Source organism: Blautia faecicola, assembly GCF_004123145.1.
In the GTDB taxonomy this organism is placed as follows: domain Bacteria; phylum Bacillota; class Clostridia; order Lachnospirales; family Lachnospiraceae; genus Oliverpabstia; species Oliverpabstia faecicola.
Genome location: NZ_SDKC01000001.1, coordinates 377,501 through 391,655, shown reverse-complemented (window position 1 = coordinate 391,655; position 14,155 = coordinate 377,501). Strand labels below are relative to the sequence as shown.

Annotated in this window: 9 protein-coding genes, 2 tRNA genes and 1 rRNA gene (1 of these 12 only partly in view); 2 read left to right on the top strand and 10 right to left on the bottom strand. The window is 46.1% G+C overall.

Annotation, left to right across the window (positions count from 1 at the left end; all coding sequences use genetic code 11):
* Nucleotides 1–61 precede the first annotated feature (61 nt).
* Nucleotides 62–979, bottom strand: a complete 918-nt coding sequence (locus tag ETP43_RS01565; protein WP_129256892.1) for a PHP domain-containing protein — start codon at nt 977–979, stop codon at nt 62–64.
* Between the two features lie 287 nt (nt 980–1,266).
* Between ETP43_RS01565 and ETP43_RS01560 the strand changes: the two genes are divergently transcribed.
* Together ETP43_RS01560 and ETP43_RS01555 are read left to right on the top strand one after the other, a co-directional pair.
* Nucleotides 1,267–1,737 (top strand): DUF6669 family protein, encoded by a 471-nt coding sequence (locus tag ETP43_RS01560; RefSeq protein WP_129256891.1) that lies wholly within the window; start codon nt 1,267–1,269, stop codon nt 1,735–1,737.
* Nucleotides 1,738–1,748: 11 nt separating this feature from the next.
* Complete coding sequence (locus tag ETP43_RS01555) at nt 1,749–2,657, top strand: CehA/McbA family metallohydrolase (RefSeq protein WP_129256890.1); 909 nt, start codon at nt 1,749–1,751, stop codon at nt 2,655–2,657.
* A gap of 162 nt (nt 2,658–2,819) precedes the next feature.
* On the opposite strand, the gene ETP43_RS01550 is transcribed toward ETP43_RS01555, so the two are convergent.
* From ETP43_RS01550 to ETP43_RS01510, 9 genes are all read right to left on the bottom strand, one after another.
* Nucleotides 2,820–3,557 (bottom strand): hypothetical protein, encoded by a 738-nt coding sequence (locus ETP43_RS01550; protein ID WP_129256889.1) that lies wholly within the window; start codon nt 3,555–3,557, stop codon nt 2,820–2,822.
* A 465-nt stretch (nt 3,558–4,022) separates the two neighbouring features.
* Nucleotides 4,023–4,859 (bottom strand): RHS repeat-associated core domain-containing protein, encoded by an 837-nt coding sequence (locus ETP43_RS01545; protein ID WP_164979565.1) that lies wholly within the window; start codon nt 4,857–4,859, stop codon nt 4,023–4,025.
* A 29-nt stretch (nt 4,860–4,888) separates the two neighbouring features.
* Entirely contained in the window at nt 4,889–6,229 is a 1,341-nt protein-coding gene (locus ETP43_RS01540) for an RHS repeat domain-containing protein (protein ID WP_129256887.1), read from the bottom strand.
* Nucleotides 6,230–6,355: 126 nt separating this feature from the next.
* A complete protein-coding gene (locus ETP43_RS01535) occupies nt 6,356–7,642 on the bottom strand; it encodes an MFS transporter (protein ID WP_243114153.1) in 1,287 nt (428 codons plus the stop codon).
* A gap of 103 nt (nt 7,643–7,745) precedes the next feature.
* Complete coding sequence (locus ETP43_RS01530; protein WP_129256886.1) at nt 7,746–9,359, bottom strand: response regulator transcription factor; 1,614 nt, start codon at nt 9,357–9,359, stop codon at nt 7,746–7,748.
* On the bottom strand, nt 9,349–11,136 hold the full coding sequence (locus ETP43_RS01525; protein WP_164979563.1) for a sensor histidine kinase: 1,788 nt from the start codon (nt 11,134–11,136) through the stop codon (nt 9,349–9,351). The genes ETP43_RS01530 and ETP43_RS01525 overlap by 11 nt, the downstream gene beginning before the upstream one ends.
* Nucleotides 11,137–11,374: 238 nt before the next feature.
* Nucleotides 11,375–11,448: transfer RNA gene (locus ETP43_RS01520), tRNA-Pro, on the bottom strand.
* A gap of 116 nt (nt 11,449–11,564) precedes the next feature.
* Nucleotides 11,565–11,637, bottom strand: a tRNA-Asn gene (locus ETP43_RS01515).
* A gap of 99 nt (nt 11,638–11,736) precedes the next feature.
* Nucleotides 11,737–14,155: ribosomal RNA gene (locus ETP43_RS01510) — 23S ribosomal RNA — on the bottom strand; it runs 475 nt beyond the window's last position.

The window sequence follows — 14,155 nt, the reverse complement described above, 5'->3', positions numbered from 1 at the left end:
CTGTTATCACGGTGGCCGCTCGTACTCTGGCATGCAGGCTTTGGTTCGTTGTCTGCGCAGCTTAAAACAGCCACAGCCAGATCGGCTGCGTCCATGCTTTCTCGCCTCTGCTGTTTTTGATCGTCACTCTTACATACTCTTCATCCCCGTTTAACGCAAAGCTTCCTTCTGTCAGACAATCTCCTTCTTCACTAAACAGGTGATCGCCTCTGTGCGGTGTCTGGAAATAAATATGCTGACACGGCTCACAGGTAATATATGCGACACTATCTTTCACATAAAAATCATGCAGAAGCGGTCCGCCGGATGCATAAAAACTTCCGTCCCGAATAGCGTCAAGGATACCTCTGTGTGTAAATTCCCTGGTCTTTACCATAATAAAACCGCCAAGATCATGCGTTCCAATATCATGAGCATCATCGGTGGCAAAGCAGAAAATCCTATTTCTCACAAACAGAAAATGATCAAAATACGTCTCAGAGTTTCCGTTATTTCCGAAAAATTCAGAGCCATGATTATAGATTTCCATTCCGATCATGCCCTGCAGATACTTGATATCCGTAGAATCAACTTTTGACCAGTACGGATGTCCGTACAGTGTTACATTTCCTCTCTGTCCAAAATATTCGATGATACGTTCCGCGGTTGTCAGCACACCGTTTTTCCGTTCTTCTTCAAACGTATAATGTTCCGGGATCCGATTCGTCTCCGGAAGTCCGAAGCCCACCAGATGGTGATCTTTTCTTCCCGGCAGTTCAATATCCAGTTCTGTTCCCGGAAACACCAGAAAATCATCCCTGTTTAATTCCGGATGAATTCCATAAACCCAGTGATCCGTCAGAGCCAGAAAATCATATCCTTTGCTTCGATAATGCTCCGCAGTCTCCTGTGGGGTATGTACACCATCCGACCAGGTCGTATGGGTATGAAGATTTCCTTTTTTGTAGGTGCCTTCTTTATACAGCGTCCTTTTTTCCATGTGACTCTCCTTTATTATTTTCGCATTTTTTGTTGTTTCGTCAATTCCTCTTCTGATATCTGTATGTACTTTCTGCTCCTTTCCTCCATATTTGCGACTATTATAGCAAATCTGTTTTTTTCTCATAATGTACATAACTTTCAAATTAACTGGACTTTTCTACAATTTTTTTCAGACTATTGACATCAGCCGACCGCCTGCGTATTCTGAAAGTACAGCGGTGTCATAACGACTCGTTGTTCGCATAAAAATCGTAAAAAAATCTACGAATAAAAATGGAGATTACTATGAAAGAAATGAAAACCATTTACCAGGTAGGGGGAAAATTATGTAAAGACTTTATCGGTCAGATTTCCTATACCGTCTGCCTGGATCAGACTTATGAAGAACTGGATATTGAATTTTCTTTTGGACCGCAGCACTTTCGCCCGGAAGATGTGACACCGGCATTGAAACAACGCCTGCTCGACTACTGCAAAAAAGAGTATGGCATGGAAGAAGGCACTCCGGAGGAATGGGAAGATGCCGTCTATCACGGCATGAAAACCGAGATTCACACTATGGCATCCCTGAATGATACCTTCATCGGAAATGTCCACAGACAGCTTACCACCCGGCATATGCACTTTACCGCAACGGAAGCCACCGAAGGATGCATTCCACAGCCTTGCATCGAAGGCGTGTTAAAAGTAAACGTTCAGGTATTTTCCGTACTGCTGGATAACACCGACTACCAGCTCACGGTACGTGTACGATAAGGGGGATTTTTATGTATAAGAGACTGGAATTACACAACCATACCAACGAATCTGATGCAGTATTTACCTGCAAAGAACTGACGGATTTTATGGTGGCCGATCACGTGGACGCGTTCGCCCTGACTGATCACAACACCATCTCCGGACATTACAAAATTGAAAATTATCTGAAAGAACATCCACAGCCGATCGCCTTTATCCCTGGCATGGAATATACCACGTACTACGGACATATCCTCTGCCTGAACCTGACCGAGTATGTGCCGTGGGAAAATATCAACAAACACAAACCGGAACTTCTCTTCCAGGCTGCCCGCGAAAAAGGGGCATTGGTCGGTGTCGCTCATCCGTATTCCTTCGGATGGCCGTTCGCACAGGGCTGCCGTTTCGAGATGACAATCACGGATTATTCCTGCTGTGACTTCATCGAGATCTTCAACAACCCGGAACCGCTCCACGAAGTCAATGAAAAGGGCGTAAAACTGTGGGAAGACCTGGTACTCTCTGGTGAGAAACTGGCTGCTACCTGCGGCATGGATCTTCACGGCAACAGCAGCCTGCACGGACATTACTCCACCTATATCCTGGGCGAACCGGACGGCGATGTCTGCCATGAACTCTCCGACGCGATCCACAACCAGCGCACCTGGGTATGCAAGGGACCTCTGCTGGAAGTACATAACGATGGCGAAGCACTCACCTTCACCATCCACCAAACCGGTAAACCGGGCTACGAACCGCTCGCTGAGGACGATTACAAGATCACCCTCCGCACCAAAGATCAGGTTATCACCTGCAACGTCTCCGCCCGGATCCCGCTGACTTCTTTCGCAGACCATGCAATCATCATCCCGATGCTTTTCGAGAAAGAAACCATCATCGAAAACCTCGTCTGCACAAGCCCGGTGATACTTTTGTAAGGCTGCGCAGGAAGTTGTTTTTAATCTTTGAAATTTTTTCCTGAATATCATCTGGAAGACGGTAAATTTTTTCTTACCGTCTTCCTTTTTTCTGGCTTTCACATTATGTACTCTTAATGACTATTCAGAAATGTCAAACGCCACTTCCGAACAATTTTTCTTTTATTTCATCAATTCTGCCAGTTGCTTTTCCAATATAGCAATTTTCCGAAAGGCTTCATCCGCACGTGCTTTTTCTCTCAGGGTATTCTGGCGTTCTTCTTCCCGACCTTCTTCTCTGCCTTCTTCCCTGTCAAATTCTCTTTGTTTTTCTTCGTCATATTCATAAAGACACATTTTTACAACCTCCGCCCTGTTCCTCTTCAGAAAATCAGCCATCACGTCTTCTTCCATGCACTCCCGAATCGTCTGCTCCACGGCATCTTCGAAGGTCTGCTCCTGTGAATACCTTCTTACTTTATCCACAAAGATCATATAATCCCGCATCGGTCTGCATTTTTCAAAAAGTTCACGACTGTTTCCCATATTGATATTTTTTACCTTTACAATCACTTCCAGATTCGGATTCTCCTGTTTCTTCACAAATGCATCCGAAAGTCTCAGCTCCCCTTCCTCATCCATCTTCTGCTTTCCATTATAAAATACCACAAACGTAGGCGATGGAAGCGGAAGCATCTTCGTACCATAAATATTCTTGTCCTTCACCAATACCGAATACGTGTCACTTGCATAAAACAGACAGCGTAACGGCATATTTGCATTTTTTGTAGACTGTTGCTCATATAAAAACAGTTCATCATGCAGCACATAAGCCACATCATTTTTCATCGATAAATAGATCGCATTTTCCAGTGTCACCACCTGTAGTTCACTGGCATCTTTATAATCCGATCCATTCATATCTGCTCTCCCTATAGTTCTTCCCATGAGTATAATATCTTTGAATGTTTGTAATAATAAACTCTTACTTTTTGGTCTGTTTTCGGTTTATTCATTTTTATAATTTCTTCATATCTCTTACAAACTGGAACCAACAATGTTAATTTTCCTTTAGATGAATAATAAAAATTCCATTCACAGAAATATCTTCTTTTAAAAGTACCATATACTGCATATTCATCTATATTACACATTTTACTAAAACATACCTCTTGTTTCACATATCCATGTAACACATCTAGTGGAAATACTATTATGCGCCATAGTAAGTATACTGAACTACATCCTAGTAACAATTCAAGCCCTAATGTTATTAAAATTATATCTGAAGTTTGAAAATAAAAAAAAATTTCCAAAATGATAATTGTTATCAATTGTACACTTTGATCAATTATATACTTTTTCAATTCAAATTTTTTTCCATTATTATCCCCTGAAAAAACCTGCTATAGTTGATGTAACCGTTGAATATATCCCTGCCTTGAATGTCCTTAAATTATTTTCTATAACAGCTATTTTTTGTTTTATTGGCTTAGACATATACTTATGGTAGTTTATATTAATATTAGCTTGCGAATTTCCATACAATTTTCTATTTATATATCTTTTTTGTTTTGCTCTCGGCATCTTATTGATTTTTTTTACTTTTAAAGCTGCCACTCCCTTTGACACAGCAATACCTCTAGCACTTGCTCCTGCTCCCCACACTGCACTTGTAACAAGATCTTTTCCACTTTTAATATTTTTCTTTATAGAATCTGTTACAACATTTCCAAGCGCTCCTACTGCTATTGTACCAGCTAAGCTCAATCCTGGAATAGCTGCTATACCTCCTCCAACAGCCGATGCCAGATAGTCCCTTCTAGAAGAAGTGATAGCAAATATATTTATTCCTCTTGCTCCAGAAGAAATATTATTCTGGATATCACTGATATATTGACCAAGAAGACCCATTCCAGCTCCAATGGCAACCGCTGTAATCCATATGTCACCCGTTTCATCTTTTCTCATTACTGGATTATTGTCGCAATAAGCATACAGATTTTTATCATACAAATTTTTTTGTATTTCCAAAGTCCCTGTATCATCCGCATTGATAAACCGTCCAACCTCCGGGTCATAATATCTGCTTGCCAGATAATACAGCCCTGTCTCTTCATCCCAGTAATATCCACGGTAGCGGAGCGGGTTTTTCTTTCCCAGATCCTGGTCACCTTCGATTGTGGTTACCTTTCCCCAGCTGTCATATGCATAGCTTACCACAGTGTTCCACCCGGTGTCTACCAGTGCGATCACATCTCCCGTCGGGTTCCATCCGCATCATAGCTGAAGGTCATCTCATACAGCGGTTTCTCCTGGTCTTCCCGCAGGTGCTGTTCTCCGATGATCTGTCCGTCCTGTACCTGGTACAGGACCGTTGTCCCATCCGACAGATACTTCCGGTTACGCATCCCTTCTTTGTCGTAGCGGTGCCGGATCGTTGTCTGATCTTTTACGATCTCTGTCAGTTCACTGCTGTTCTTCCAGCCCATCTCCATCCCGCGGTATACGGTCGGATTCCCCATGGCATCATACGCAATGGTTTCCCCGTTATACGATGTCAATTGATCCTTCCAGTTTCCTTCATAACGGTAGATCTTTGTTTCTGACGGGGTGGCGGACGCTAAGGTCTCCATAGTGGCTTCCGGCTGGTATTCGTATTGGTTTTTTCGTAACAGGTTGCCATTTTTGTCATACGCATAGGTGATCGTCTGCCTGTCTGCCTCCCGGTCTTCCCGGATCAGCTGGTTACGGGTATCGTAGGTGTACTGGATCTTTCCTTTTCCGTCTGTGATCTGCGTAATGTTCCCATTCGCATCATACTGATAATTGATGTGCACACCTTCCCACACAAACTGTTCCAGCTGGTCGGACTGGCTGCCATCTGCCCCTTCCCGGTAACCATACCGAATCCTCTGTTCAAAGATCTTTCCCAGTGCCTTTGCAACAACCCTGCCTAAGCCATCATAAAATACTGCTTCCGTACACTCCCCGCTTGTCACACCGATCGCACGGTTGTCCCGGTCGTTCCGGTAATAGACAAGTCTTCCTGATAGGTCATAAAAATATCGGGTCTCGATGGTTTCTTCTCCCCGTTCTTCCCGGATATCCCGTACCACCGCAAGGTTTCCTTCCCGGTCATACGCATACTCATACAGCCGGTATTCCTCCCCGGACGGGTCTGTCAGACGGATCCCGGTCACCCGATCCATATCATCGTATGTATACTGGTAGACATAGCCGTTTCCATACGTTTCCGCCAGCAGGTTTCCGTTTTTTTCCTCGTAGGTCTGTGATACCAGACATCTGTCCCCGACATAGGTTGCTTTTGTATTTCCAAACTCGTCATTTTCGAACCGGTATATCGTTCCGCTTTCCGGGTCATTGATCTGGATTTGTCTGAGTTCATCATTTTCGTAGCTATATTGGATCTGACCGGTATCGTCTGTCACACCGGTCAGCTGGTCTGCCGCATCGTAAGCATAACTTGTTACGTTGCCGCTGGGATCCGTTACTTCTGCGAGCAGTCCGGTCTCCTCCTCATACTTTTCATCTTTTGTTTTTGTATATATTGCCGGTGATTTTCCTAACATGTCTGCCCACTTTTCCCTTCAAACACTGCACTCCCAAAAATGCAATATAAAAACCCTGACAAGTTCCTCCCTGTCAGGGTTCTATAATATCTCCTGTTTTCAGTTTTTTCCGGATTATCCCGTCTGCTACGAAAATTTCTTTCTCCCCAGCATACAAACCACCAGTGCCAAAAACGTCATCACGACCCAGCTTCCGATCGTCACGTTCCAGCCTTTCTGTTCTACCAGAACACCGATCGTAAAGGTAGATACTGCCGTTCCCACGTATGCCATGCCGTTCATGAAACCGGACACTGTGGATACCTTTCCGATCGTCTCATAGCGAAGCGGGAAGAAGTTGACAAATATCGTGTTGACACCCATCATAGATGCTGTTGTCATCGCAAACAGTACAATCGTCAGGATCATTGAAGTATCTTTTCCGATCCAGATGCCCGTCAGAGCCAGCACCGCGATCAGAAACAGCCAGACGGCTGCGACTGCCTCCTGTTTTTTGCATTTCTGATACAGATACTGCGCCAGATAGGCTCCTGTCAGGTTGACGATCGGAAGTACGGTGGTCACCAGAATGGAAAATGCCGGAGAAGTGAGGAAAGTCTCCGTAATATATGTCGGAACCCATGTCGTCACTCCGTCCTTTAACATGCCGTGGATGAGCACCGGGAATAATACCATCAGGATGCCGGAACCACGCCATGCCTGCTGTCCTGCATTTACCGTATTTGCAGCTGTAGACTCATCGTTATCCACATCTGCCGTTTCTTCCTCCGGATCTTTTCCACATTTTTCGATCTTTCCAAACCCGAGGATCCAGATAACTGCCATCACACACAGACAGATCGCTGCCGCGCCGAACACGGCTCTCCATCCGATCAGCCACATCACCACTGCCGCCAGCAGATACGAAGCCAGCGTTCCTACCACCTGCGAGGATACGATATTGACGCAGAACTTCATCTTCTGTTCCCGGCTTACCATCTCTGCGAAGATCCGGATCACCGGCGGCCAGATCATTGCCTGTGCGTAGCCGTTGATTCCCCAGACCACTGACATCGCTCCGAAACCGCTGACAAATCCCATACACAGATTTGCCCCTGCTGCGATCGCAAGACCAGTAAAGATCATCTTTCCCGGGTGAAACCTGTCACCTAACATCCCGTTACAGAACTGTCCGATCCCATAGGCGAAAAAATATACCATACTGATAAATCCCGCCCGGCTCTTCGTCAGAACCGCCTCCTGAATCATCGCCGTCATCGCTGACGAATAATTCAGCCGTCCGATATAGGAGGTAAAATAAGCAAACCAGCACAGTAAAAACAGCAGCTGCGCGACCTTCGGACTTTCAATTCTTCTCATTCGTTTCATAGTTTCTTTTCCCTTTCCCTCTCTCATGAAAGTTTTCTCTTCCATGTTCCCCACTATATCCCTTTCTGCCTTTCTCGAAAATAGAAATAACACCGTTTTTCAGTAGATAATTCTACAAAAAACGATGTTATTTTTTCCAGTGTTTTTTCTATTTTCTGCTCTCTTCCCGGTACTGTAACGGTGTCATTCCCAGGTACTTTTTAAATACCCGGAAGAAATACTGGCTGTCCTCGTATCCCACTTTTTTCGAGATATCCACCACACTCAGTTCCGAGTGATACAGCAGTTCCCTCGCCTGGTTGATCCGCAGCTCCGTAATATAATTTACCGCCGACCGGCTCATCTCTTTCTTAAACATCGACGAAAAATAATTCGGACTCATCCCATAATGTTCCGCCAGGTCATTGACCGTCAGGTTCTCCCCGAAATGCTCCTGAATATAACCGACCGCCATCTGGATCTTGCTTCTGGCATTGGCATCGGTGACGCTTTCCGTGGATACACACTCCATCACCATCTCCACGATCTTCTGCCGGATCTCCTGGATCGACTGGATCTGATCGGGAAGATTGTAACTTTGCAGCAATTTTTCGATCTCCGCCGCATTTCTTCCTCTTCGGTCATAGTGATGCAGCAAAATATTCAGAATCCGGATCCACATGATCCGCAGATAGGCGCTGCCGTATTTTTTCACCAGTTCCTCTGAAAAAATCTCCTGCACCAGATTCTTCACCTTAAAGATCTCATTGTGCTCCATATACTGTTCCAGCAGATGCAGCTGTGATACCGGAAATTCCTGTTCGTCCAGGATCCTGATATCCTCATAAAAATAAATATTTGCTTTTCCATAGATGATCTGCTGCTTTAGCGCCTGTCTCGCCTCTGCCGCTTCCTTTCCCTGCACCTGACTGCAACACCGGCTGACACCGACGGTCAGATAAATTCCCATCTTCTTTTCCAGCACGGAGCGCATCCGAAGAAAGATCCGTTCCACTTCCATCCGCAGCTTTTTCTTATCATTTAGCGTAAAGATCCCATACAGCTGCCTGCCATCCGACAGACTGTTGACCAGAAGTTTTTCACACTGTGCATCGATCTCCTCAAAAATATTGCGGATCGTAAAACGTACCAGTTCATGATCCACCGGACGAAACCTCTGATGTTCAAAGCTTTCCTTGTTGATGTGCAGCACTGCCAGATAAAATACCTGTTCCGTTCCCCACATGTTCTCATCACATCCACAGATTACACAGAGCTGTTCTCTTGTGATCACACTGGTTTCCCGGCTGGAAAAGAGTGCATTCAGTGCTTTCTCCTGCTGATACACATGTTTTTCCCGATCCATCCGTTTTTTCATCTGTACTTCCTGTCGAATACTTGCCGTCTGCTCCATCTCTTTATACGCCTTATCAAACGCATCCTTCAGATCATCATTTGATACCGGTTTCAGAAGATACGCCTTTACACCCAGCCGGATCGCTGTCTCCGCATAACTGAATTCTGCATAACCGCTGAGCACAATGAACTTGATCTGGTTATTTTTCTCCTGCATCTTTTGAATCAGTTCCAGACCATCCATATCCGGCATTCGGATATCTGTGATTACCAGATCGATCGGATGCTCTTCCTGGATCCCCAATGCCATCAGACCGTTGTCCTCCTCAAAAATTTCATCCACATCAATTCCCAGATACTCGATTCGCGCCCATAATCCCTGGCGAATCAGCTGTTCATCATCCACGATCAATACATTATGTCTCATTTTTTTCTCCTTCTCTTATGATCGGCAGTTGTATGGTAAAACGACTTCCCTGATACGGAGTACTCTCAATAATGATTCCGTACTCTTCTCCACATGCCAGTTTGATTCTCTGGTTCACATTGCGGATTCCTATATTTTTCTTTCCTTCCACCGGTTTTGCAGTATTGATAAACCGTATGATCTCTGCTACTTTTTCCGGTTCCATGCCTTCTCCGTCATCCTCGATCCGGATATACAGCCGGTCTTTCTTTTCAAATGCAGAGATTTCCAGCGTTCCGACACTGGTCAGATTCCCCAGCCCGTGAGAAATCGCATTTTCCACGATCGGCTGCAGGATAAACCTTGGAATATATACATGCATCGCATCTACATCAATATTATAAAATACCTGTAATCTGCCCCCATGGCGAATCTCCTGGATAAACATATAATTTTTAATATGTGCAATCTCCTGTTCCAGCGGAACCAGCTCTCCATAATCTTTTCCCAGACTGTACCGGAAGATTTCCCCCAGCTTTCCACAGATATCGCACACGATAAATACCTGCTTCACCGCCGCGATGGAACTGATCGTTTCTAGTGTATTGTACAGAAAATGCGGATTGATCTGCAACTGCAGGTTTTTCAACTGTGCCTCTTTATTTTCCAGCTTCTGCACATAATTCGTCTTGATCAGCTGATCCAGCTTTCCAAGCATCCGATTAAACTGCTTGTCAAGCACAGCGATCTCATCGTCACCGCCGATTTCTTCACTCACAGACAGATCCCCGGTTTCCGCACGGCGGAATTTTTTTACCAGAAGTTCCACACGGGAAGAAAAGTCCTTGCTGTACCAGTAGATCAATCCGGTAACGGTCACGCTCAGAAGAAGCAGCAACGGAAGAATCGCTTCTATGATCTCCACCCGCTTCTGCCACGAATCCCGATTATCAAATAAAAACAGAAGATTCACTCCGTAATCTTCCAACGTCTGACCATCTACCGTATAAGTAGAAATCTGTCCGCTGGAATTTCCACCATCCTTTTCCGTAACTGTGTCTTCCCAGTACTTTTTTAAGATCTCGCTTCCATTATTCTTCACCGTCTGATACAGAATCTTCGCATCTTTTCCCTCGTTTTTATAAACGATGACATCATAGGTGGCACTCTCGTCCTTCTCCGTTACCGCCGGTACAAATAAACGCTTCATCGCCACATCCAGTTTTATGATTCCCAGCTGCGAGCGGCTCAGATGTTCCGTATCCAGTTCTTCGATATCCTTCACCAGTGACAGAATCGGTTCCGAATCGTTCAGGGCAAAATACGAAAACCAGTCATCTTCCATCGCCCTATCCTGTAAATACCATACTTCCCTGCTCGCCTGTTGCATCATCGATGCCCGGCTGCCATATACTTTACAATTTTGCACTCTGGAATAGACCATACAGTTTCTCACTTCGCTCTGCATCTCCAGCAAAAGAGAGTTATCTACCTCCTGGCTGACCACTTCTCCTCTGTCATACGGATTCATTGTCTCATCCGTCAGTGTTTTCAGAATCACCGTATTATTGGCGATCACTTCCAGACTGTTTCGGTACTGCTGAAGTTTTTCCTCGATATTTTTCATATACTGCGAAGTAATCTGCTCATGATAATCCTTTGTCTCCTCTTGTGCCGTACTGTCCAGCTTATAAAACAAAAATATACTGATAATCAAGATCGGAACCAGACTGGCAAGCAGCGAAAATACTACCAGCTGTACAAAAATCGATCTTGAATGTATTCCTTTTCCTTTCATCCTGTGCTCCTGTCTCTCAATCTGAATTGCCATATACATCTTAACGTAGAAAAATCCACTGTTGCAATAGAAAAAACTATCGCTCACAGTGGATTTTTCTACGATTTACTGATTCCGGATCCATGATTATTATGTAACACAATCAAAATTGGTCCAGTGGACCAATTATTGATATGCAATGCAACGAAAAACACCGGAACCCTGATTTCTCAAGTGTTCCGGTGCCCCTGCCAAGGAGTCGAAGCGACGGGATTCGAACCCACGACCTCTGCGTCCCGAACGCAGCGCTCTACCAAACTGAGCCACGCTTCGATACTGATTGTTCATCAGCAATGATTATTATATATGATAAAACCTCATTTGTCAACAAGATTTTTCATCTTTATATAAATTCCTCCGAGCTTTTTCAATCTTCCGACATAAAAAAGCTCCCCCAGTTGGACTCGAACCAACGACACTGCGGTTAACAGCCGCATGCTCTACCGACTGAGCTATGGAGGATCATTTCTCTCTTCCACATGTACCTTCAAAACTGCATACACACAACATCCTTACTTCCTACTGCTTTGCGATCGACCACTCTGCTTATCTCTAAGCCCTCAGGTCAAACCCTCGACCGATTAGTAACAGTCAGCTCCATACATTACTGCACTTCCACCTCTGCCCTATCTACCTCGTCGTCTTCAAGGGGTCTTACTTCTTTTATAGAATGGGATATCTCATCTTGAGGGGGGCTTCACGCTTAGATGCCTTCAGCGTTTATCCCTTCCGGACTTGGCTACCCTGCCATGCAGCTGGCACTGCAACAGGTACACCAGCGGTCCGTCCATCCCGGTCCTCTCGTACTAAGGACAGCTCCTCTCAGATATCCTACGCCCACGCCGGATAGGGACCGAACTGTCTCACGACGTTCTGAACCCAGCTCGCGTACCGCTTTAATGGGCGAACAGCCCAACCCTTGGGACCTACTACAGCCCCAGGATGCGATGAGCCGACATCGAGGTGCCAAACCACTCCGTCGATGTGAACTCTTGGGAGTGATAAGCCTGTTATCCCCAGGGTAGCTTTTATCCGTTGAGCGATGGCATTCCCACTTAATACCACCGGATCACTAAGTCCTACTTTCGTACCTGCTCCACCCGTCGGTGTCGCAGTCAAGCTCCCTTCTGCCTTTGCACTCTTCGAATGGTTTCCAACCATTCTGAGGGAACCTTTGAGCGCCTCCGATACCCTTTCGGAGGCGACCGCCCCAGTCAAACTCCCCACCTGACATTGTCCCCCAGCCGGGTCACGGCTGCTGGTTAGAAACCCAGTACTGCAAGGGTGGTATCCCAACAGCGGCTCCATGGCAACTGGCGTTACCATTTCTTAGCCTCCCACCTATCCTGTACATGCAATACCGAATCCCAGTATCAAGCTGGAGTAAAGCTCCATGGGGTCTTTCCGTCCTGGCGCAGGTAACCAGCATCTTCACTGGTACTTCAATTTCACCGGATGCATTGTCGAGACAGCGCTCAAATCATTACGCCTTTCGTGCGGGTCGGAACTTACCCGACAAGGAATTTCGCTACCTTAGGACCGTTATAGTTACGGCCGCCGTTTACTGGGGCTTAAATTCAAAGCTTCGCTTGCGCTAACCTCTCCTCTTAACCTTCCAGCACCGGGCAGGCGTCAGCCCATATACCTCACCTTTCGGTTTTGCATAGACCTGTGTTTTTGCTAAACAGTTGCTTGAGCCTATTCTCTGCGGCCCGCTGTTACACGGGCACCCCTTCTCCCGAAGTTACGGGGTCATTTTGCCGAGTTCCTTAACAATGCTTCTTCCGTCGGCCTTAGGATTCTCTCCTCATCCACCTGTGTCGGTTTACGGTACGGGTACAATAAGAACAATAGCGGCTTTTCTTGACGCATGGCTCACATACTTCCCTACTAAATTTCGGTCCGCATCACGTCTTCGGATTGCCCTGCGGTTTTTCCTACAGGACTCCTACCCCGCTTGCACGCGGCTTTCCATTCCGCGCCTATGCTCTCCACACGTGTCCCCACAGTTCTGTCTTACTGCAGTACAGGAATCTCAACCTGTTGTCCATCGGCTACGGCTCTCGCCCTCGCCTTAGGCCCCGACTTACCCAGGGCAGATCAGCTTTACCCTGGAAACCTTAGATATTCGGCCGAAAGGATTCTCACCTTTCTCTCGCTACTCATTCCGGCATTCTCTCTTCGATACACTCCACAGCTCCTTCCGGTACTGCTTCGTCGCGTATCCAATGCTCCTCTACCAATGTCTTCAGACATTCCTCAGCTTCGGTGTCGTGTTTCAGCCCCGGACATTTTCGGCGCAGGACCTCTCGACCAGTGAGCTATTACGCACTCTTTGAATGTGTGGCTGCTTCTGAGCCAACATCCTGGTTGTCTTCGAAATCCCACATCCTTTTCCACTTAACACGTACTTTGGGACCTTAGCTGGAGGTCTGGGCTCTTTCCCTTTTGACTATCCAACTTATCTCGTATAGTCTGACTCCCGATAAGCATCTACACGGCATTCGGAGTTTGATATTCTTCGGTAAGCTTTGACGCCCCCTAGGAAATTCAGTGCTCTACCTCCGCAAGACTCTATCGAGGCTAGCCCTAAAGCTATTTCGAGGAGAACCAGCTATCTCCGGGTTCGATTGGAATTTCTCCCCTATCCACACCTCATCCCCACCCTTTTCAACGGATGTGGGTTCGGTCCTCCATTGCCTTTTACGGCAACTTCAACCTGGACATGGATAGATCACCCGGTTTCGGGTCTACTCTGACTGACTTCATCGCCCTCTTAAGACTTGGTTTCCCTTCGGCTCCACGGCTCTACCGTTTAACCTCGCCAGCCAGCGTAACTCGCCGGACCGTTCTACAAAAAGTACGCGGTTGCACTCATAAGGTGCTCCCACAGCTTGTAAACACAGGGTTTCAGGTTCTCTTTCACTCCCCTCCCGGGGTCCTTTTCACCTTTCCTTCACAGTACTATGCGCTATCGGTC